This window comes from Nocardia beijingensis NBRC 16342, assembly GCF_001612785.1.
GTDB classification, from domain to species: domain Bacteria; phylum Actinomycetota; class Actinomycetes; order Mycobacteriales; family Mycobacteriaceae; genus Nocardia; species Nocardia beijingensis.
Genome location: NZ_BDBC01000010.1, coordinates 285,491 through 305,647, shown reverse-complemented (window position 1 = coordinate 305,647; position 20,157 = coordinate 285,491). Strand labels below are relative to the sequence as shown.

18 protein-coding genes are annotated in these 20,157 nt (G+C 67.9%); 13 read left to right on the top strand and 5 right to left on the bottom strand.

Going from position 1 to position 20,157, the window contains the following annotated elements; genetic code table 11:
* The 4 genes from NB3_RS06635 to NB3_RS06620 are packed head-to-tail and all read left to right on the top strand — an operon-like array spanning window position 1 to window position 3,840.
* Window positions 1-1,407: a nucleotidyltransferase family protein gene (locus NB3_RS06635; protein ID WP_067798001.1), complete on the top strand. Its 1,407-nt coding sequence runs from the start codon at window positions 1-3 to the stop codon at window positions 1,405-1,407.
* Window positions 1,404-2,138 (top strand): HAD family hydrolase, encoded by a 735-nt coding sequence (locus NB3_RS35505; RefSeq protein ID WP_067797998.1) that lies wholly within the window; start codon window positions 1,404-1,406, stop codon window positions 2,136-2,138. The genes NB3_RS06635 and NB3_RS35505 overlap by 4 nt, the downstream gene beginning before the upstream one ends.
* On the top strand, window positions 2,123-3,064 hold the full coding sequence (locus NB3_RS06625) for a diacylglycerol/lipid kinase family protein (protein WP_067797995.1): 942 nt from the start codon (window positions 2,123-2,125) through the stop codon (window positions 3,062-3,064). Before NB3_RS35505 ends, NB3_RS06625 begins: the two co-directional genes overlap by 16 nt.
* Complete coding sequence (locus NB3_RS06620; RefSeq protein WP_157111568.1) at window positions 3,061-3,840, top strand: SDR family NAD(P)-dependent oxidoreductase; 780 nt, start codon at window positions 3,061-3,063, stop codon at window positions 3,838-3,840. Before NB3_RS06625 ends, NB3_RS06620 begins: the two co-directional genes overlap by 4 nt.
* A 15-nt stretch (window positions 3,841-3,855) precedes the next feature.
* Here the strand turns inward: NB3_RS06620 and NB3_RS06615 are convergent, their stop codons facing one another.
* Window positions 3,856-4,695: a LysR family transcriptional regulator gene (locus NB3_RS06615; protein WP_067797989.1), complete on the bottom strand. Its 840-nt coding sequence runs from the start codon at window positions 4,693-4,695 to the stop codon at window positions 3,856-3,858.
* Window positions 4,696-4,800: 105 nt separating this feature from the next.
* Here NB3_RS06615 and NB3_RS06610 point away from each other — a divergent pair, with 105 nt between their 5' ends.
* The 6 genes from NB3_RS06610 to NB3_RS06585 all read left to right on the top strand — a co-directional run bounded on the left by NB3_RS06610 (window position 4,801) and on the right by NB3_RS06585 (window position 12,767).
* Entirely contained in the window at window positions 4,801-5,526 is a 726-nt protein-coding gene (locus tag NB3_RS06610) for an SDR family oxidoreductase (RefSeq protein WP_067798483.1), read from the top strand.
* Between the two features lie 213 nt (window positions 5,527-5,739).
* A complete protein-coding gene (locus NB3_RS06605; protein ID WP_244891788.1) occupies window positions 5,740-7,524 on the top strand; it encodes a choline/carnitine O-acyltransferase in 1,785 nt (594 codons plus the stop codon).
* A gap of 103 nt (window positions 7,525-7,627) precedes the next feature.
* Window positions 7,628-9,100 (top strand): MFS transporter, encoded by a 1,473-nt coding sequence (locus NB3_RS06600; RefSeq protein ID WP_157111566.1) that lies wholly within the window; start codon window positions 7,628-7,630, stop codon window positions 9,098-9,100.
* Window positions 9,079-10,395, top strand: a complete 1,317-nt coding sequence (locus NB3_RS06595; RefSeq protein ID WP_084485864.1) for a pyridoxal phosphate-dependent aminotransferase — start codon at window positions 9,079-9,081, stop codon at window positions 10,393-10,395. Before NB3_RS06600 ends, NB3_RS06595 begins: the two co-directional genes overlap by 22 nt.
* Window positions 10,392-11,429, top strand: coding sequence for a 2-hydroxyacid dehydrogenase (locus NB3_RS06590; RefSeq protein ID WP_084485862.1), 1,038 nt, complete (start codon window positions 10,392-10,394; stop codon window positions 11,427-11,429). Before NB3_RS06595 ends, NB3_RS06590 begins: the two co-directional genes overlap by 4 nt.
* A gap of 186 nt (window positions 11,430-11,615) precedes the next feature.
* A complete protein-coding gene (locus tag NB3_RS06585; protein WP_067797977.1) occupies window positions 11,616-12,767 on the top strand; it encodes an MAB_1171c family putative transporter in 1,152 nt (383 codons plus the stop codon).
* Window positions 12,768-12,785: 18 nt separating this feature from the next.
* Here NB3_RS06585 and NB3_RS06580 read toward each other — a convergent pair whose 3' ends face one another.
* A complete protein-coding gene (locus NB3_RS06580) occupies window positions 12,786-13,442 on the bottom strand; it encodes a TetR/AcrR family transcriptional regulator (protein ID WP_067797974.1) in 657 nt (218 codons plus the stop codon).
* Window positions 13,443-13,504: 62 nt separating this feature from the next.
* Here NB3_RS06580 and NB3_RS06575 point away from each other — a divergent pair, with 62 nt between their 5' ends.
* Window positions 13,505-14,746 carry an FAD-dependent oxidoreductase gene (locus tag NB3_RS06575; protein ID WP_084485860.1) on the top strand — a complete coding sequence of 414 codons (1,242 nt, stop codon included), beginning with the start codon at window positions 13,505-13,507 and terminating at the stop codon, window positions 14,744-14,746.
* A 134-nt stretch (window positions 14,747-14,880) separates the two neighbouring features.
* On the top strand, window positions 14,881-15,693 hold the full coding sequence (locus NB3_RS06570; protein WP_244891787.1) for a DUF1206 domain-containing protein: 813 nt from the start codon (window positions 14,881-14,883) through the stop codon (window positions 15,691-15,693).
* A gap of 6 nt (window positions 15,694-15,699) precedes the next feature.
* Here NB3_RS06570 and NB3_RS06565 read toward each other — a convergent pair whose 3' ends face one another.
* Window positions 15,700-16,590, bottom strand: coding sequence for a class I SAM-dependent methyltransferase (locus tag NB3_RS06565; RefSeq protein ID WP_067797966.1), 891 nt, complete (start codon window positions 16,588-16,590; stop codon window positions 15,700-15,702).
* A 3-nt stretch (window positions 16,591-16,593) separates the two neighbouring features.
* On the bottom strand, window positions 16,594-17,958 hold the full coding sequence (locus NB3_RS06560) for a flavin monoamine oxidase family protein (protein WP_067797963.1): 1,365 nt from the start codon (window positions 17,956-17,958) through the stop codon (window positions 16,594-16,596).
* Between the two features lie 233 nt (window positions 17,959-18,191).
* Between NB3_RS06560 and NB3_RS06555 the strand changes: the two genes are divergently transcribed.
* Window positions 18,192-19,439, top strand: a complete 1,248-nt coding sequence (locus tag NB3_RS06555; protein ID WP_067797961.1) for a cytochrome P450 — start codon at window positions 18,192-18,194, stop codon at window positions 19,437-19,439.
* A gap of 10 nt (window positions 19,440-19,449) precedes the next feature.
* Here the strand turns inward: NB3_RS06555 and NB3_RS06550 are convergent, their stop codons facing one another.
* Entirely contained in the window at window positions 19,450-20,100 is a 651-nt protein-coding gene (locus NB3_RS06550; protein ID WP_067797958.1) for a TetR/AcrR family transcriptional regulator, read from the bottom strand.
* Between the last annotated feature and the right edge of the window lie 57 nt (window positions 20,101-20,157).

The window sequence follows — 20,157 nt, the reverse complement described above, 5'->3', positions numbered from 1 at the left end:
ATGACCGACACCATGATCGCCGCGGGCGGGACGGACGCCGAGCGGCTGCTGGTGCACGCCGCGCTGGCCGCCCCGACCGAATCGGAGCGCTTCGAGCTGACCGAGTTGGCGCACCGGGTCACCGACTGGACGAGCTTCTTCGAGCTGGCGCAACTGAACGCGACGGTTCCGCTGGTGCGGAACTCGCTGCTCGCCGCCGGGGTGTACGAGCTGGTCCCGCCGTTGACGCGAGTACGGTTCGACGCCGTCGCGGAGCGGATCGCCGCCGCGAACGACCGCCGCCTGGCGGGCGCGGTACACCTGTTGCGCCGGTTCGACGAGCGGGGTGTGCGCTGCGTCGTGCTCAAAGGCATGCTCTTCGCCACCGAGATCTACCACGACCCGCGCTACAAGCGGATGAACGACCTGGACATCCTGGTGGAACCGGAGCAGATCGACACCGTTGTCGAGATCTATCGTGAGCTGGGCCTGTTCGCGACCTCGGAGCTGCTGGGCAAGGCGCCCAAGGCGCGGGCCGAGCGCTCCCACCACCTGCCGTCGTTCGTCTCCCGCGACGGCGCGCTGGTGGTGGGCACGCACTGGGGCCTGATCACTCCGCTGGCGCCCTACACGGTCGACTACGCCGCGATCTGGAAGCGCGTGCGGCGCATCGATTTCCACGGCGTGCCCGCGTGGGCGATGGCGCACGAGGACAACCTGCATCACCTGGGCATCCACCTGCCCTACTATAAGACCGGCGTCCGCGAGCTCGGGGACATCTGGAACTTGGCCCGCTATGCGGGCACCAATCTGGACTATGACCTGCTCGCCGCCGAGATCGCGACGGCGGGCAGCGAAGGGCTGATGTATCACGCCCTTTCGCTCGCCCACCGGCTGGTGCCCAACGACGACTTCGCCGTGCTGCTGGACCGGATCGCCGCGCGCGTGGACCGGTTCACTCGCGGCGACACCGCGCGCAAGGTCGCCGACGTGCACACGCTGCTGCGCAGCCGCTCCACCCACACATCCCGCATCGAGAAGGCCTACACCGAGTTCAACATGACCGCAGACGCGCGGGAGAAGCTGGACGGCTTCGGCCGGCTGTGGTCCGGGCTGCTCCTGGTCCCCGGCGCGGAGGCGGCCCGGATGAGCTCGCTGCGCGAGCCGGGCCCGGTGGCCGCCCTCGGCGCGCGCGTGATCGCGCCCTACCGCCTGACCCGCGTGTTCCAGCGCGACCTCGGCCGATGGCTGTTCCCCGCCGCGCTCGCCAAGACGGTCTTCGATCTCGGCGCGGCATACGCCGGACAGCTGCGGTCGCGCACCGGGCTCGGCGGCGCGCGGACCACGCCGCCCGGTATCGAGGAGTACGCCGCCCGGCTCGGGCTGACGAAGGCGGATCTGCAAGCCGTACTGGACAGCCAGGAATGAGCGAGCGGCGCACGGTGCTGTGGGATCTGGACGGCACCCTGATCGGACTGCGGCGGCGCACCTTCGCGACGTTGATGCCCGCCGGGGCGGCGTGGGTATTCCGCGATCTCGCGCCGCCGCACCGTTTCCTGCCGGTGTTGCGCCGCACACTGCGGGACGTGCGCGCCAACGACACCGACCACACCAATACCGAGCTGATGCTGAGACTGCTCGCCGAACGCGTCGGCACCAGCCGCGACGTAGCTGCGGCCCGCCTGGCGCGGCTGTCGGAGGTCGAATTCGTCCGACTGCGAGCATGTTTCCCGCCGAGCCCGGCCGCGGTCGCGACGGTGCGCCGATTGACGGCGTCGGGTGCGCGTCAAGTGGTCGCGACCAACCCGTTGTGGCCGCGCAGCACCGTCGAGACGAGGATCCGCTGGGGCGGACACGATCTGGCGTCGTTCGCGTTCACCACCAGCGGTGAGACCATGCGCCGCGCCAAGCCGCGGCTGGATTTCTATCGCGAAGTGCTCGACCACCTCGGAGCGGCAGCGGGGGAGTGCGTGATGGTCGGCAACGATCCCGTCAGCGACGGACCCGCGGCGCACCTCGGGATTCCGGTGTTCCTGCTGGGCGCCCGGAGCACCGGCATACCACCCGCGGTGGCCCGCACCGGTTTGATCACCACGGGAGACCACAGCGCGCTGCGCCGGTGGCTCGGCATCGAGGAGGATTCGTGCTCGTCGTCCTGAATCCGCGGTCGAACGCGGGCACCGCGCTGCGGCGTTGGCAGCCGGTGGAATCCGTGCTGCGCACTCGCCATCCGGATCTGTCCGTCGAACTGCCCTCCGACCCTCGGCACGCCACCGAGATCGTGCGCGCGGCCGTCACCCGGCCGAATCCTCCGCGGGTGCTGGTGGCCGCCGGTGGCGACGGCATGGTGAACCTGGTGCTGAACGCCCTCATGGACCCCTCGACCGACCGGCCCCGCGCCGCCGGGTCGGCGCTCGGCGCGGTCGGACTGGGCAGCTCCAACGACTTCCACAAGCCGGTGCCCGCGAGCGCGCGCGTCGGCGCCATCCCGGTTCGGCTGGACGCCGCGCGCGCCGAACTCGTCGACGTCGGCAAAGCCAGCGTGCTGCGGACCGACGGCACGCGCACCGTTCACTACTTCCTGCTGAACGCCAGCATGGGACTGGTCGCGGCGGGCAATCATTCGTTCAACCACGCTACCGGCGTGGCAGGCTGGCTCAAGTCGCGCAGCGTCGAAGCCGCCATCCTCGCCACGGCGCTGGCCACCATCGCCACCCACCGGCCGCTGCCGGTCTCGATACGCGGCGGCACGTGGACCCACACCGCCCCGATCACCAACGTCGGCGTACTCAAGAGCGTGCATTTCGCGGGCGGCATGCATTACGACACCGAGGTCACCCGCGGCGACGGCCAGTTCGACGTGAACATCTGGTCCGCGGCGGGAAGGCTGCGGACCCTCGGCCTGATCGCCGGGCTGTACGCCGGGCGGTTCCGAGGCTCCCGGCTGGCGGTGCGCTACCGGGACACGGCGGTGGAGCTGCGGCCCGACCGTCCGGCGCCCCTGGAGCTGGACGGCGAGATCACGATGGTGGAATCGGCGCGGCTGGAAGTTCTGCCACGGGTACTGCGGGTGTGCGCCGCATGACCGTCGTGCTCGTCACCGGGGCGGCGAACGGCATGGGCGCTGCCACCATGGAACACCTTGCGGCATTGGGCTATACCATCGAAGGATGCGACCGCGTGGCGGCGTCGGGTGTCGCGCGAGTGGACGTGCGCGACCCGGAAGCGGTGGACCGCTGGGTGCGCGAGGCGCACGCACGGCACGGCCGCATCGACGCGGTGGTCACCTTCGCGGCCTACGGCGTGGTCGGCTCGGTCGAGGAGACCACGCCGGAGGAAGCCGCGGCGCTGTTCGACACCAATGTGCTCGGCACCCATCGCGTGCTGCGAGCCGTGCTGCCGCTACTGCGGGCTCAGGGCGCGGGCCGGGTGATCGTGGTGAGTTCGGGAGCGGGCGCGATCGCGGAGCCGTACGGCGGTTGGTACTCGGCCACGAAGGCGGCTGTCGAGCGTATCGGCGAGGCCGCGCGGATGGAGGCGGCCGGGTTCGGTGTGCACGTGTCGGTGCTCATCCCCGGGTGGACCGTCACCCCGATCATCGACACGGCAGTGCACGTGTCCGACCCGATCGCCGCATACGACCGCGACCGCGCGGCCGTGCTGAACCTGGTGCGCGGCTACCTGGCGGCCGGACAATCCGCGGAAACGGTCGCAAGGAAGGTCGCGGTGATCCTCGCCGCCGCCCGGCCCCGGCAGTCGTACCTGTGCGGGCGGGACGTCCGGTTGTCCTTCTGGACCCGCAGGCTTGTCCCGGCCTACGTCTACGAGCGACTGGTGCGGCGGTACTACGGTTATGCCTGATGCGGCCGGCGTCGGTCAGAGGCGTGTCGCGGTGTGGACGAGGTCGGCGACGGCTTTGGATCTGCTGTGTGGTGGCCACGCGATGACGGTCGTGACGGCCGGTGCGTCCGGCACGGGCACGACGGCATGATCGTCGCGTAGCTGGGTTCGCAGCGACTCGGGCACGACTGCGCAGGCCAGTCCGAGCGCGATCAGTTGGAATAGCTGGGTATGGTCGCGCACCTGCGGGCCGGGGCCGTCCGGATAGCTGCCATCCGGTCCAGGCCAGCGCGGCAGTGGCAGGTTCGTCAGGGTGTCGAGCTCGGCCGACGACACCTGCGTCCGGTTGGCGAGGGGATGGTTCGCAGGCAGGACCACGACCTGCTGTTCGGTGTGCAGATCCTCGGTGTCGAATCCGGCTGTCGAGTCGTAAGGCCGGTGGAGCAGAGCAACGTCGGCGCGCCCGTTGCGCAGCAGACGTTCCGGCTGGCCCGGCCCGCACAGCATCACCTCGACGGCCACGGCGCCCGGTTCGGCGGCGTAGGCGTGCAGCAGCTTCGACAACAGTTCGCTGGACGCTCCGGCCTTGGTGGCCAGCACCACACCGGGCTGATCGGACGCGGCACGGCGGGTGCGCCGCTCGGCGGCTTCGACCGCGTCGAGCGCGATCCTGGCCTCCCGCAGCAGCACCGCCCCGGCCTCGGTCAACGCGACGGCGCGAGCGGTGCGGTGCAGCAAGACGACTCCGAGCCGCCGTTCGAGCTGCTGGATGGCTCGCGACAGTGGTGGTTGCGCGATCGCGAGCCGTTGTGCCGCCCGCCCGAAGTGCAACTCCTCGGCGACGGCGACGAAGTACCGCATCTCCCGCGTCTCCACCGGGTCATGCTATCCGGCGATGACCACGACCGATACCCGTGCGGTATCGCCGCCCACCCGATCGGTCTTGGACGCCGCACCCGCGGCCGCAGCAGGATCGGCGGTGTGAGTGAACAGACGATCGCGCTGGTGACCGGCGCGAACAAGGGAATCGGATACGAGATCGCCGCCGGCCTTGGCGCGCTCGGCTGGCGAATCGGCGTGGGCGCGCGCGATCGGCAACGCCGCGACACCGCGGTGGAGAAGCTGCGCGCGGCCGGAACCGACGCGTTCGGTGTGCCGCTCGACGTGACCGACGACGCGAGTGTGGCCGCGGCGGCCGAATTGATCGCCGACCACGCCGGAGGGCTCGATGTGTTGGTCAATAACGCCGCGATCACCGGCGGTATGCCGCAGACACCGACCACGGTCGATCCCGTGACCGTGCGAGCTGTCGTGGAAACCAACGTGATCGGGGTCATCCGGGTCACCAACGCTATGCTGCCGATGCTGCGCGCCTCGGCCGCACCGCGGATCGTCAACATGTCCAGCAGCGTCGGCTCGCTCACCCTGCAAACCACACCCGGCGTCGACTTGGGCCCGGTCCCCGCCGCCTACTTGGCCTCGAAGACCTTCCTCAACGCCCTCACCATCCAATACGCCAAGGAACTGGGTGATACCGACATCCTGATCAACTGCGGCTGTCCCGGTTTCACCGCCACCGACCTCAACGGCTTTCGCGGCGTCCGTACACCGCAACAGGGCGCGGCCATCGCGATCCGCCTCGCGACTCTGCCCGACGACGGACCGACCGGCGAATTCTTCGACGACGCCGGAGCGGTGCCCTGGTGACGGGCACACCGGTGCCCGCCATTCCCGTTCCCGGGGACACCCGCGCGTCGCGCAGAAGAGAAGCAATGGTCGCCACCCGCCGGTGCGGCATTTTCTCGGGCCTTCGTGCGAACTTGTGCACTGTGGCGAGTGCGTTCGAGACGCCGTAACGGCCTCGCCCGGCATTCCCACCGCTGGAGTCAGCCGTGTCGGTGGTGATGGGAAACTCGGACGGTGAGCGAGAAGTCCGTAGCCGAGATCCATGTCAGCACATACGATTTCGACGAGAAATTGCCGCGGCTACCGATCCCGACGTTGGAGGAAACGTGCGAGCGGTTTCTCCAGCGGTGTTCGCCGTTGCTGACCGATGAGGAACTCGCTGCCACGGCGGCGGCGGTCGAGCAGTTCCTCGCCCCGGACAGTCCGGCACGGGCATGGCAGGGCGACATCGAACGATTCGATCGGACACCGGGGGTCGGCAGTTGGCTGGACGCATTCTGGGCGTCTCGCCATCTCGGCTATCGGGACAGCATCGCGCTCAGCGCGAATTCCTTCTTCCTGTTCGCGGACTCGGAGCATGGGCAGCTCGAACGCGCCGCCGAACTGATCGCGCGCAGCGCCGCGTACAAACTCGAACTCGACGCCGAGCTGGTCGCGCCCGTGCACCTGCGCGGCAGGCCGGTGTCCATGCATCAGAACAGGTGCTTGTTCTCCACGACCAGGATCCCCGGGATCGAATTCGACGCCGTGCGCTCCGTCGGCGGTGCGGAACCCGGCCCGTCGACGGCCCGGCACATCGTCGTCCATTTCCGTGGTCGGGCGTTCCGAATGGACGTCATCGCGGCGGACGGTACCCCGCATCCCGTCGAGGATCTGATCGCCGGGCTGCAAGCGATCAGGAGAACCGATCCGGCCGCGGAGCCGTCGCCGGGAGCGTTGACGACGGCATCGCGCGCCACATGGGCGGCGGCCCGTCAGGCCCTCATCGAGAATCCGGACAATGCCGCGGCACTCGAGGTGATCGAAACGGCGTTGTTCTGCGTCGCGCTCGACGACTTCGCCCCGCGCGACGAACTCTCCGCATGCCACCAGCTTCTGCACGGTGACGGGGGCAATCGCTGGTACGACAAAGCGCTGACATTCATCGTGTTCGCCGACGGCCGCGCTGGCGTCAACATCGAGGAGTCCGGGCTGGACGGAACCACCGTGGCAGGCTTCTGCGACGCTATTCTCGCGAGTACGACCGCCATCTCGGCGGACCGGCCCGGCCGAGCGCCCACGACAGCACCGATCGAATTCCGCCTCGATGAGGATCTGCGGCAGGAGATCCGGCAAGCCTCGGCCCGCTTCGCCGAACAAACCGGCGAGATCGCCACGGAAGTCGTGACGTTCGACGACTTCGGCTCGGACACGGCCAAACGTCTCGGGATATCGCCGGATGCGTTCGTGCAAATGGCTTACCAACTGGCGCATCAACGGTCGAGGGGATTCCTTGGCACCACCTACGAATCCGTTGCCGTGCGGCATTACCGCAACGGTCGCACAGAGGCCCTCCGGGCGGTCACTCCCGAAGTCGTCCGCTTCGTGACATTGATGAACGACTCGACCGCAACAGCCACCGCTCGCGCCGAGGCGCTACGGGCCGCGGCGGGAGCACACGTCGCCAATACCAGAGATTGCCAGGCGGGACGCGCGCCCGAACGGCACCTGGTGGAGCTACAGCGAATCCAGCGGCAAAACGGCGACGAGCCGCACGCGCTGTACGCATCTCCCGGCTGGCGGATTCTGCGTGATGACTATCTCAGCACCAGTGCCGTGTCGTCGGCCAATGTTCGGTTCTTCGGTTTCGGTCCGCCGACCGATCAATGCATCGGCATCGGCTACCTCTTGCAGCCCGGCGGTTTCAACGTCCATCTCAGCGCGTCCAAGGGCATCGAACAGCACATGCGCCGATTCGCGCATGCTCTTTCCGTCGCCATCCCGGAGTTGTGTGACCTGCTCGAGACAGCATCCGCCTAGCCGCGCTCGTCGTCGCATGACTCTTCGAACAGACGTTACCAGGAGACCTCCGATCACCTCGAGGGTTGAGAGCACGAGTGTTCCAGCCGAAAGGTGAGTGGGAGTGAACGCCTACCGCGAGCTTCTGGCAAATCGGACAGTATGCAATATGGTGCTGGTCAGCCTACTGTTCCGCATTGTTCTCAACTCCCAATCCCTGTTGTTGGTAATGCATGTGCGGCACACGTTGCACCTCTCCTACGGTGCCGCGGGCCTACTGAGCACTGTGGTTTACCTGTGTCTGGCCGGCACCGAGCTACGGCGCGGCCCGCGGCTCGATCGACTGGGTCTGCGGGCCACCATGGCTCCATCGATCTTGGTGAACGGGATCTGTTGGCTCATCGCGCCATTCGCTCCGTTTCCGCTGTTGCTGTTGCTCGCGGCGCTGGCGGGATGGTTCGAGATGCCCGTCATCAACGTCGCGAAACAGGCCATTACGGTCGCCACGACCGAACGCGAGCGGCGACCGGCGCTCGCGGCGTACGAGATCACCGCGGATGTGTCCCTGTTGGTCGGACCGCCGCTGGGCGTCGCGATCATGAATGTCTGGGACACGGCGACGGTGCTGCTCGGGGTCCGATTGGTGGCGGTGGGCTGCGGGGTCGTGTTGCTGAGGCTGAACCCACCGCTGCGAACCGATACGAGCGGGATGTCCCCGCGTGCCCCACGGCGATCCTGGCTACAGACCGGTTTCGTGACGGCCTGTGTCGGATACGCCGCAGCCGCTGCCGTCCTGTGCGCGGAGGAATTGAGTGTCATCACGGCGATGCACGATATGCACGCCAAGCATGCCACTGGACTGGTGCTGGCCATCGGTGCGGCCGGTGCGGTGGTCGGTGGGTACGGTTACGGCGCGCTCTCCACAACCATTTCGCCCTATGTTCTGCTGGCCGCCCTGGGAGCCGGTGTCCTGCTCTGTTCCGTCGCATCCGGGCCGGTCCTGCTGGCCGTAGCCGTTTTCGTGGTCGGTGTGCTCGCCGGTGCGGTTTTCCCGGCGTGCGGCGATCAGATGAATGCCGCCGCGTCTCAGGACGCACTAGGTGAGGCCCTCGGCTTCCATTTCAGTCTGATGTGGGTGGGTGTAGCCATGGGAAGTATCGTGGCCAGCCAATCCGTCGACTTCGGCGGTTCGTCCGGCGGAATCCTGTCCGCGGCCGCGATCGGCATCGGCGGCGGTCTCGCGCTCGGCCGAATCGCGGCGCGCGCCGACTCCATATCCGGGGCGCACGGACGAATGAGCCGAACACCGATAGTCACCGCGGCAAGGCGAATATTGGACGTCGCGCAGATCACCACGGCACGCACCGCGGACGGCACACTCCAGATCCGCCTCGGCGGAATCTACTCTTTCGAGAATTCGTCGAGAAGTCCGGTTCGCAGGCGTCTCGCTCGAACAGAATCACCGCCGGTATCGACATCGGATTCCGAAGCTGTCGACTCGGGTGCGCCCGCGGTGCGACGCGTCCCGACGCCTTGGACCAGAACACCTCCACCGCATGAGCGAAACGGCTCTCCATGGAGCCGTCCACCGGGTTGAACCATGCGGGTTCCGTCGATCGCCGTGACTTCCGGCGATGGGCGACCGACCGGCTCGATCCGCCGCAAGCCCTCCACCGGGTCGTAACTACCACCTCGAAGGTTTCATCAACCGTGACATCTGTCCGTCCGCACAGCTCACCTCACCCGAATCCGCTCGGTCACACGACCAGCACGACCTATGAGAGGCACAGTCTCGATCGGGCCGTCAACCTGTCGGATGCCCATTGCCGGCAGCCGTTGACGTCCTCGCAAAAGAAGATCGTCGAGCGATTTCCCGAGCTGTTCCACGAGGCACGAGAGCGGTCGCAGTCCGAACTGGAAGAGGAATTCCTCACTGCTTTTCTGCGCCTGGCCTGCGAGCCGATGCATCGAGATCTCTCCAGGTATATGCTGTCGTACTCCGCGTCGTCCGCGATAACCATGGTGGCAAGTCACTGTGCCCGCGCGGGCAAGCGAGTGGCTCTGATAGAGCCGGTTTTCGACAATATTTCCTCGATCTTGCGCCGCGAGAACGTCGAGCTGGTACCGCTGCCGGAACAGGATTGCACCGCCGAACACCTTCCTGCGGCGCTGGCTCGACTCGATCCGGCGGTGGTGTGGCTGGTATCGCCGAACAACCCCACCGGATGGACGCTGTCCGAATCGGAGTTCGGAACGCTGGTCCAGTGTTGTGCCGACCGTCGGTGCACCCTGGTTCTGGATTCCTCGTTCCGCTTCTTCGCTCCGCTGCCGACCGGTTGGTCGCAGTACGAGATCCTGGAGGAATCCGGGATCTCGTACATCGTGCTCGAAGACACCGGGAAGACCTGGGCCACCAGTGAAATGAAGGTTGGATTGACGGTGTGCAGTCCGGATATGTACACAGAGATGTACCGGCTGCACGACGACCTGTTGCAAAGCGTCTCCCCCTTTCACCTGCGCATTCTGACGGAATTCATCGAGGATAGTTCGAGGAACGGTATAGAACGCAGCATCCTGCCTTCTGTGCTACAGAACCGCGATATCCTCCGGTCGATCCTTTCGGGCGGGGAATTGCAATTCCTCACCGGCGTGCGATCGCCGGTCTCGGTGGACTGGCTGCGTCTTCAGGAGGGGATGGATTGCGAAGAATTCGTCCGGGAGGCGATCCGCGCGGGGGTCCACGTTCTACCCGGAACGAACTTCTTCTGGAACAGGCCGGAACGCGGGCGAAACTTCGTTCGCGTCGCCTTGGCCCGCGATCCGCGGCTGATGCTGGAGGGTGCGCGGCTGCTGCGAGACACGGCGAACCGGCTCGCGGCCCAGGACGCATGACCATGAGCGCCCGATCGAGCCGTTGTCGTGCCCTGCTCACCGGCGCTGATCCGGCGCCGGCCGATATCGAGTGGCTGCGGCGGCAGAATCTCGAGGTGGAAGTGCGCCGCTCCGACCTGTCCGAGAGCGAGTTGGCGCGCGCTCTGGTGGGGAAGGACGCGTACATTCTCGGCGGTATCGAGCGAGCTACCGCTGCCGCGTTGTCCACTGCCGACGACCTCAAAGTCATAGCGTTCATGGGTGTCGGGTACGAGTCGTACATCGACACCGCGGCAGCGACCGCGGCGGGCATCGCCGTGACCAACACGCCTGGAGCCAATGCGCGCGCGGTCGCGGAATTCACGATCGGTCTCATGCTCGACGCCTGGCGCAGGATCACGGACCTGGCGGTGGAGACGAAAGCCGGTCGCTGGGGTGGGATCACGACACGCAATCTGCACGCGAAGACGCTGGGCGTCATCGGGATGGGGACCATCGGCACAATCGTCGCCCGGATAGCGGCCGACGGGTTCGGGATGCGAGTGGTCTACGTGAGCCGGACAGCCAAACCGGAGCTGGAAAGACTTACGGCCGCTCGCCGGGTGGAATTGCCCGAGCTGCTCGCCGAGGCCGATGTCATCAGTCTCCATGTTCCCTACGGGCCGCGGACGGATCGGATGATCGGCGAAGCCCAACTCGCCGTCGTCAAGCCCGGCGCGATCCTGATCAACACGTCCGAAGCGGAGCTCGTGGATGCGGCGTCGCTGCGAACCGCCCTGCTCGACGGTCGCCTCGCGGCCGCCGCCATGGATGGCTACTACATCGTCCCGGCGCCTTCCAGCGGGAACGATCCCCTGGGTTTACTGGCGTTGGGCAACGACAAGATTCTCGTCACGCCGCACGCGGCAGGCGCTACCGAGGAGTCTTTCCAGGAGATACTCGCGGCCAATGTCGAGTCCATCACGAATATCCTTGCGACAGGCGAAGATCCACGAGTTGTCAACCCCGGCTTCCGCGATCACGCCCGCTGGTTGCCGGTACGCGACAGGCGCTGACCTGCTCTTGGGCAGTGATGGAATGATTCGCTCGCAGCCGGTCACGTCGTTCGCGTCTACTGTCAGCGCGGGCGAGTTCGCGACGCCGTGCCAGCCGGGAGGTCGCTTCTCGGTGCTGGATATGCTCGCGCCAGTGTAGTTTTCGGCACCGCGTGAGAGGTCGGTGGAGGCGAGGGGAGTGGTTCGATGGTGTTGTCGCCGCTGCCGGGGTTCATCGCGTGGCCGGTGCTCGGGTACGCCTCGGCGCTGACCGCCGGAAGGCTGCTGTTGTTCCGCGACACGATCGCCGATCAGTTCCTCAATCGGATACTGCTGTGGTGCCTGCTCGCCCTGGCGTTGTATCGCTGCACTTGGACGACGGCCGTCGCGGAATTGGCGCAGTTGCCCGCCCTCGGCTGCCTGGTCGTGATGGCCATGTACATGCTCGGGCTCGCTCGATTCTGGGATGCCGACGGCGATGTGGCGGCGATATGGCGACGTCAGCGCGGCTACTGTCTCGTCGCGGCGGTCTCGGCGGTCGCCATCCTCGGTGCGGGCTCGCACGCCCATGCTCGGGGCCGGTCCATCGATATGGGTTCGGATCTCGACGGGATGGTGCTGGCGGTCGCCTTCGGCGGGCCGATGGCGGTCAGCGCGATGACGTTGCTGTGGATGGGGGGCCGCTGGCTGCGCCGCACCGAATCGGCGAAGGAAAAGGTCTTCTACTACGCCCTCATCATCGACACCGCCTGCATCCTGGCCAATCAGCTCCTCTCCACGATGCAGATGCTCACCGGGTGGCCCGATCTCGGGCCGCACCTGCCGCGCGTGGAGTCCATCACCGTCGTCTGTCTCGTCTCCGGTTCGACGTTGCTCGCGGTGCCGCTGGGCGCCTGGCTGCTCGAACGCCTCGGCTTGGACCGGCCTGCCCGCTCCTGCCGCAGGCTGCGACCGCTGTGGCGCGATCTCACCGCGGCGGTGCCGGAAATCGTGCTCGTGCCGGACACCAGCACGCGGGAACGGGTTCCCCCGGCGACACGCCTGCTTCGGATGGCGGTCGAAGTGCGCGATGCGCTCCTGCATCTGCGGCCGTACTTTCCGGAGGATGACGAATCGTCCCTTGGCACAGCGGATTACGCGCACCGGCTCGCCTATGCCGTGCAGGCCAGGAAGACGGGCAGGCCACCGGTGCGGGCGGTGGTCGTGTCGCGGTCGCCGCTGGGCGCACGAGATTTCGACACCGATCTGCGGCACCTGCTCGCCTTGGCCCGGGTATGGCCGCGGGCCAGCGCCGCTCTCGGCCAGGAGCGGCAGCCGCCGGTCGGTACGCGAAACGGTGTTCCAGCGGCGACCGTGTGAGTCGGCGGACGGGACCGGTCAAGCGTCCGGGTTCGGGAGGTGGTCCGGCTTCGCCGAGGTTCGGTGATTCGACAGATGACCTCGCAGCACGATTCTGGCGGCTTCGCCGACGGCGGCGGAGATCGTGTCCGGTGTGACGGCCCCGGTGGCGACGCAGGTGAGCGCGGCATCGACGGCTCCGACGAGCGCGCCGGTGAGCGCCGCCGCGTGCAAGGCGTCGACGTCGTCCGGATAGGCCTGCCGCAAGGCGGTGGCGAGCCGCTGCTGCAGCGCGGCGTTGCGCAGCAGGGCGGCGGCGCGTAGTGCGGGCACCTCCGCGATGAGGCGGGCGCGCAGGCGGGTGAGTTCGTGGTCGAGTGGAAAGCTCCACGACGTGGCGGTGCTGAGGTGCTCGATCGCGCGCAGCAGGAGATCGGCCGGGCGCTCGTCCGGTGCGCGGTGGTCGAACACCTCGCGCAGCAGATCGTCGTAGAGATCGTCGTCGGCGAAGATCACCTCGTCTTTGGCGGTGAAGTAATTGAAGAACGTCGCGTACGACACCTGCGCGGCGCTCGCGATCTCCGCGACCGTCGTGTGGTCGTAGCCCTTCTCGTCGAACAGCGCCAGAGCGGCCCGCACCAGCGCTCGACGGGTGCGGCGCTTCTTCTGTTCCCGCAGTCCGAGACGCTCAGCCACAGGATCGATTGTTACACACCCTCTAAAATTAGACTCTGTCTAAGTTTTGCTACCGTGGCGGCATGGTTGAACGGACACAATGCGTGGTCGTCGGTGGCGGTCCGGCCGGGATGATGCTGGGCCTGCTGCTGGCTCGCGCCGGGGTCGAGGTGACGGTGCTCGAGAAGCATCGTGATTTCCTGCGGGACTTCCGTGGCGACACGGTTCATCCCTCGACCCTGCGGCTGCTGGACGAACTTGGATTGGGGCAGCGATTCGCGCGGCTTCCGGCCAGGCGGCTGGAACAGATGCGCATCCGGATCGGAGCCACCACGGTCGTGATGGCCGACTTCCGGCGAATCCCGGGCCGGCACAAGTACATCGCGATGGTCCCGCAGTGGGACTTCCTCGACCTGCTCGCGACCGCCGCGGCGGAGGAACCGTCGTTCACACTGCGGATGAACTGCGCCGTCACCGACCTGCGCCGCGATGACAGCGGGCGGGTCACCGGCGTGCGCTACCGCGACGCCGACGGCGCCGACCACGAACTCGACGCCCGGCTGACCGTCGGCTGCGACGGTCGCTGGTCGACGGTCCGCCGGGAAGCCGGGCTGCCGGTCAGGGCGTTCGACGTCCCGATGGATGTCTGGCAGGTCCGCGTTCCGAAGGGCGACGACACCCGCGACGGCGAAGTGTTCGGCTGGTTCGGCGCAGGCCAGGTCGCGGTCACCATGGACCGCGGCGACTACTACCAGACCTCCTATCTGATCGCCAAAGGCACCGACGCGCACCGGCGGGCCGACGACATCTCGGTCTTGCGCACACGCTTGGCCGGGATGTTCGGCTGGTCGACGCGGCAGACGGAAGCCATTCGATCCTGGGACGACGTGAAACTGCTTCGCGCCGAGATGAACCGGTTGCGCCGCTGGCACGCCCCCGGCGTGCTCTGCATCGGCGACGCCGCGCACACCATGTCGCCGGTCGGCGGCGTCGGAGTCAACCTCGCCATCCAGGACGCGGTCGCCGCCGCGCGAATCCTGGCGCGACCGTTGCTGGGCGGGCAGATCGGCGCCCGCCATCTCGGGCGGGTCCAGCACCGCAGGTCACTGCCGACGATCGTGACCCAGCGATCCCAGCGCGGCGAACACGAGATGCTCCTGCGACCGGCGCTGTCGGGCACCCTCGATCCCCATCGCCTGCCGGGGCCGCTGCGCGCGTTGCGGCAGGTCCCGCCCCTTCGCGGTCTCACCGCCTACCTGGGCGGCGTCGGGATTCGGGCGGAGCGCGCACCGGTATTCGCGCGACGCGCACCCGCCGGCCGCTGACACGAGGGCGCGCACCGCTGCGATCGTGGATCGGCGAGGCACCGAGATGGGCAGGTGGGTTCGCGGCGGACTTGGGTATCCGGTCGGTGTCCTGCGGCGCTTCTGTCGTGGCACCTGGGATGGGAGGAGTACCAATGACCCACACCGGCCTTTCCGACACCGCCGGGCGCATCGCACAGAACAGCGTGTTCGCGGGGTTCGCCCGCGCGGGCTACGTCATGTCCGGCCTCGTGCACCTGCTCATCGGCTACATCGCCATCCGGCTCGCGTTCGGTGGCGGTGGGAACGCCGATCAATCCGGTGCGATGGCCGAACTGGCGAACAAGCCGGGCGGCACGATCACGCTGTGGGTGGCTGGGGCCGCGTTCGTCGTGATGGCGCTGTGGCGGCTGATGGAAGCTTTCTTCGGCAAAGCGTCCGAACCGGCGGCCGACAGCAAGAAATCCGAGGCGTTCGACCGCGTCAAGGCCTTCTCCCTGTTCGCGGTCTACACGGGATTGGCTGTCACCGCGTTCCGTTTCGCCCACGGCAGCGGGCGGTCGAGCAGCAGTCAGAGCGTGGGGCTCACGGCACGGTTGATGCAGAACACCGCCGGAACGATCGCTCTCGTCGTGGGTGGGCTGATCATCATCGCGGTCGGCGGCTATCACGTGTACAAAGGCGCCACGCAGAACTTCCTCGACGACCTGCGCGGGACGCCGAGCGCTTTCGTGCGACGGCTCGGCACGGCAGGCTACATCGCGAAGGGACTGGCCGTCGCCGCAGTCGGGTTGCTGGTGATCCTCGCCGCGACCGAATCCGATCCGAACAAGTCCGCCGGACTGGACGGAGCCATCAAGACGCTCGGCGCGCAACCCTTCGGCTTTGCCCTGCTCCTGGTCGCCGGCCTGGGCATCATCACCTACGGGCTCTACAGCTTCGTCATGGCCCGCAGCGCGAAGATGTGACGACTGCTACCGCCCAGCGGTCAGCAGCCGAGGTTGCCGCCACAGGTCGTCGAGGTCATCGGGGAGATCCGGGACCGACCGGCCGTAGGACGCGGCCAGCTCGCTCGGACTCTCGGCCCGCACCGACCAGCCGTGCTCGGCCAGCCACCGGGCCGGATCGGCCCGCTCGTCGTCGTAGAACAGCTCGGCCGGATCGACAGTCCCGAACGGGTTGTACTGGCCGAAGTACTTGGACTCGACGCTCGCGAAGCGTTTGACGTCGACTCCGGCCACGAAGCTCTCCACCGCCAGCCTGCTGCCGGGCGCGGACAGTGCATCGATGTGTTCGAACAACCTGTCCTGCGCCGCGCCCGGCAGATAGGGCAACAGCCCCTCGGCCGACCACGCGGTGGGCGCACCCGGGTCGAAGCCCGCGCCACGCAGCGCGGCGGGCCAGTCTTCACGCAGGTCCACCGGCACCGTGCGCCGCTCGGCCTTCGCTCGCGCGCCGTGCTCGGTGAGCACCTTCTCCTTGAATTCCAGCACTTTGGGCTGATCGATCTCGAACACCGTCGTCCCCGCGGGCCAGTCCAGGCGCTGTGCCCGCGCGTCCAGCCCCGCCGCGACGATCACGGCTTGCCGAACGCCCGACGCGGCGGCCGAGAGGAAGAAGTCGTCGAAGAACTTCGTGCGAAAGCCCATGAACCCGGGCACCAGCGGTATGTCGTCCAGCGGGGACGGGTCCGCCAAGAGTCCGATGAAATGCTGGTGACCCGAGGCCGCGACGAACAGCGGCGCATAATCGTCCCGGATCAGCGGATCGGGAGCGGCTGTCTCCAGCGCCCGGAACGTCGCGACTCCCAAGGCGGTGAGCCCGACACTGCTGACGATGTCCCATACGTCTCCGTCGGTGCGCATCGGTCAGCCCACCACCGCGGTCTCGTGCTCGAGCACTTCGCTGGCCGCGCGTTCGCCGGAGCGAATGGCCCCGTCGATCCAGCCGCACATGACCGCGGAACTCTCGGTGCCCGCCCAGTGGATACGGCCGCACGGCTCCCGCAGCGCATGACCGAATTGCGTGAGCACACCGGTGGGCGCGTGACTGAGCATCCCGCCGCCGGAGTAACGCTCGGCGCTCCAGTCCTGTTCGAGGTAGTCGACCGGCGCGCCCGCCTTCCGGCCGAATCGTTCCACGAGGGCGTCGAGGATCGCGCGCCGGCGTTCGGTCTCGTCGAGCCGGGCGAGCTGCCGTGCGATGGGTCCCTCGACGATGACGCACAGCACACCGGGCCGCCCGGTGTCCGTGCACGCGTCGATGGTGATCGTCGCGGGGGAGCCCGGCGCTGCGGACTGCCCCGACAGACCGTCGGCGCGCCAGAACGGCTCGTCGTACACGACGGAGACTTTGATGATCGCACCGCTCGGCATGCGCTGATGCAGGAACATGCGGTCGGCGGGCAACATCGGTTTGTACGAGATCTGGCCTGCGACCGCGAGGGGGACGGTCACGATCGCCCGGCGCGCCCGCACCCTCAGGTCGGTCCCGCGGACCGTCACTCCCGAATCGTCCTGGTGGATGCAGCGCACGGGCTGCGAAAGGTGGATCGCGTCGCCGAGTTCGGCGGCCATCGGCCGGTAGATCGCACCCATGCCCCCGATCGGCCGCGCGTCCTGCGCCGCGTCTTTGACGCCGAGAACGAAACTCGGCCCGCCGCCGGAGGCCATCTGGTACAGGACGAAAAGCAACGAGACCTCCGAAGCCGCCGAGGTGTAGCAACCGGCGATGGCGGTCTCGAGCAGATCGTGCGCGGGCTTGGACAGGACGTTGGCTTCCAGCCAGTGCGCCAGGCTGACCTGATCCCACTTGTCGGCCTTCTTCGCCGCCCACGGCGCTTCCAGCGGCACCGACTTGCACATATGTCCCAGCTCGAGGAATACGGCGCCGAGGTTCATCGCCGCCCACGGGCTCATGGTCCACGGGATCGTCCCCGTGTAGCGATGCTGCTTGCCGTCGACCACCATCATGGCCTCGCCGCCGGTGTACTGCTTGTAGCTCGCGACGCCGAACTCGGTCATCAGCGCTCGGATGCGGTCCTGGCCCGGCCCGATCCAGGCGCCGCCGCGATCGATCCACGACCCGTCGTCGCGCACCTGGGTGAAGGTGCGCCCGCCGAGCCGGTCTCTGGCCTCCAGCAGCGCCACCGATCGACCCATCTGTTTCAGCCGCAGCGCGGCCGTCAATCCGGCGAATCCCCCGCCGATTACGCAAAAGTCGACGTCTGTCATGGCGTGCCGTCCTCGGGTTGCAGTTCGCGCACGGCCGCCGTGCTACCTGCGCTCGACCGGCGCACTCGACACAGCGGGTGCGATTCGCCTTCGATCAGGTCAACGCGTCGAATATCGGGGCAATTCTATAGCAACTTGCGCTGGCCGGTCATCTCGAGTCGTTTCCGGTGCGGACGCCCTGCGCGCTGCTTAGGCTCACGGATCTTGTTGTTCGACCGCCTGGAGCTTCTTCGATGACGATGCCAACGTCCTCCGCGTACAGCCGCGCACAGCACGGTTCGCCGATCGACACCGACGGCCCGCGCATTCCGTTGTTCGCCAACGAATTCGCCGCGGACCCGCACGGCGCCTATCGCGCGATGCGGGAGCGGTACGGATCGCTGGCGCCGGTGGAACTGGCGCCGGGCGTGCCGGCCACCTTGGTGCTCGGGTATCACACGGCCGTGCGGATCTTGAACGATCCGGACCACTTTCCGGCCGACCCACGGGCCTGGCAGCAGGACATCGCCGCCGACTGCCCGGTGCTGCCGATGATGCAGTGGCGGCCGAACGCGTTGCGCAACGCCGGAGCCGAGCATGCCCGCTATCGGCAAGCCAACGTCGCGGGCCTGGCCGAGGTGGACCTGTACGGCCTGCACGACACCGTCGCGAAGCTGGCGACGCCGCTGATCAACTCGTTCTGCGCGGACGGGTCGGCGGATATCGTGCGGCAGTACGCTTTTCCGCTCGCGTTCGCGGTGCTGAACGCCATGCTGGGGTGCCCGGCCGAGATCGCGCAGCGCGCCGCGAGCGGTATGGCCGCGATCTTCGAGGGCGTCGACGCGGAGGAGGGGAACAAGATGCTCATCGGCTCGCTGGGTGAGCTGGCGGTGTTGAAACGGGCCGAGCCGGGTGACGACATCACGACGCGGATACTCCGGCACCCGACCGAGTTGAGCGACGCCGAAGTCGTGCACCAGCTGGGGACGCTCTACGGCGCGGGGATCGAGCCGCAACTGAATCTGATCGTCAACACGCTCTTGCTCATCCTCACCGACGAGCGGTTCGGCGGCAGTGTGCTGGGCGGCAGCCTGTCGAGCCGGGACGCGCTGGACGAGGTGCTGTTCAACGATCCCCCGATGGCGAACTTCTGCTTCAGTTTCCCGAAGCAGCCCATCCTGATCGACGATGTCTGGTTGCCCGCCCACCAGCCGGTCGTGATCAGCATCGCGGCCTGCAACACCGACCCCGCGATCCGCGCCGAACGGTACTCGGGCAACCGCGCCCACCTCGCGTTCGGCGGCGGCCCGCACGCGTGTCCGGCGAATTCGCTGGCCTACCTCATCGCTCAGGACGCCATCGATCAACTGCTCGACGCGCTGCCCGAACTGCGGCTCGCGGTCCCGGCCGACGAGCTGACCTGGCGTCCCGGTCCCTTCCACCGCGCGCTGACCGCCCTTCCGGTGGTGTTCCCGCCCTCGCCGCCACTGCCGCTGTGGTGACCCGGTCGAGCTACGCGCCGTCGACGAGACGCCGGTAGCGATTTTCCAGTCCGTCCAGCAGGGACTCCAGGCCGACTTCGAAGGCGTCGCGATCGATCCGCTGCTGCCGCTCTGCCAGCAGATGCGCCTCGTTGAGGTGCGGATACGCGTCGGCGTAGACCGCGACGTCGGCGGGGAAGCCCGCGGCGAACGATCCCAGCGACGCTCCGGTGAGGAAATAGCGCATGGTGGTGCCGACCGTGGTGGCCTCCCGCCGCGGCCAGCCCGCCGCGACGAGGCCGCCGAAGACCGCGTCGGCCATGCGCAACGCGTTGGGGCGATGACCCGGACCGCTCGCCAACGCGGGCACGATGTTCGGGTGCGCCGCCATGGCGGTGCGGTAGGAGCGGGCCCACTCGCGCAATGACGTGCGCCAGTCCGGATCGTCGGCCGACAATCCGGCGAACATCGAGACGTCGATCTCGCCGAGAACGGCGTCGACCACGGCATCGATGAGGTCGTCCTTGGTGCGGACGTGGTTGTACAGCGAGGGACCCTGCACGCCCAGCTCGGTGGCCAGCCGCCGCGTCGAGACAGCGGCCAAGCCCTCGGCGTCGACCAGGGCGAGGGCGGTGTCGATGATGCGGTCGCGGGTCAGCAGCGGCCGGCGTGGTCGTGCCATGGGCTCTCCTTTCGGTGCTCGCATTGTCGCAGGCAGCCGACCGGATACTTGCGCCGC

Coding starts and splice junctions, on each gene's coding strand:
- NB3_RS06550 (WP_067797958.1), bottom strand. CDS start 20,100: ATGGCACGACCACGCCGGCCGCTGCTGACCCGCGACCGCATCATCGAC.
- NB3_RS06555 (WP_067797961.1), top strand. CDS start 18,192: ATGACGATGCCAACGTCCTCCGCGTACAGCCGCGCACAGCACGGTTCG.
- NB3_RS06565 (WP_067797966.1), bottom strand. CDS start 16,590: ATGCGCACCGACGGAGACGTATGGGACATCGTCAGCAGTGTCGGGCTC.
- NB3_RS06635 (WP_067798001.1), top strand. CDS start 1: ATGACCGACACCATGATCGCCGCGGGCGGGACGGACGCCGAGCGGCTG.
- NB3_RS06620 (WP_157111568.1), top strand. CDS start 3,061: ATGACCGTCGTGCTCGTCACCGGGGCGGCGAACGGCATGGGCGCTGCC.
- NB3_RS06585 (WP_067797977.1), top strand. CDS start 11,616: ATGGTGTTGTCGCCGCTGCCGGGGTTCATCGCGTGGCCGGTGCTCGGG.
- NB3_RS35505 (WP_067797998.1), top strand. CDS start 1,404: ATGAGCGAGCGGCGCACGGTGCTGTGGGATCTGGACGGCACCCTGATC.
- NB3_RS06570 (WP_244891787.1), top strand. CDS start 14,881: ATGACCCACACCGGCCTTTCCGACACCGCCGGGCGCATCGCACAGAAC.
- NB3_RS06595 (WP_084485864.1), top strand. CDS start 9,079: ATGGAGCCGTCCACCGGGTTGAACCATGCGGGTTCCGTCGATCGCCGT.
- NB3_RS06575 (WP_084485860.1), top strand. CDS start 13,505: ATGGTTGAACGGACACAATGCGTGGTCGTCGGTGGCGGTCCGGCCGGG.
- NB3_RS06560 (WP_067797963.1), bottom strand. CDS start 17,958: ATGACAGACGTCGACTTTTGCGTAATCGGCGGGGGATTCGCCGGATTG.
- NB3_RS06590 (WP_084485862.1), top strand. CDS start 10,392: ATGACCATGAGCGCCCGATCGAGCCGTTGTCGTGCCCTGCTCACCGGC.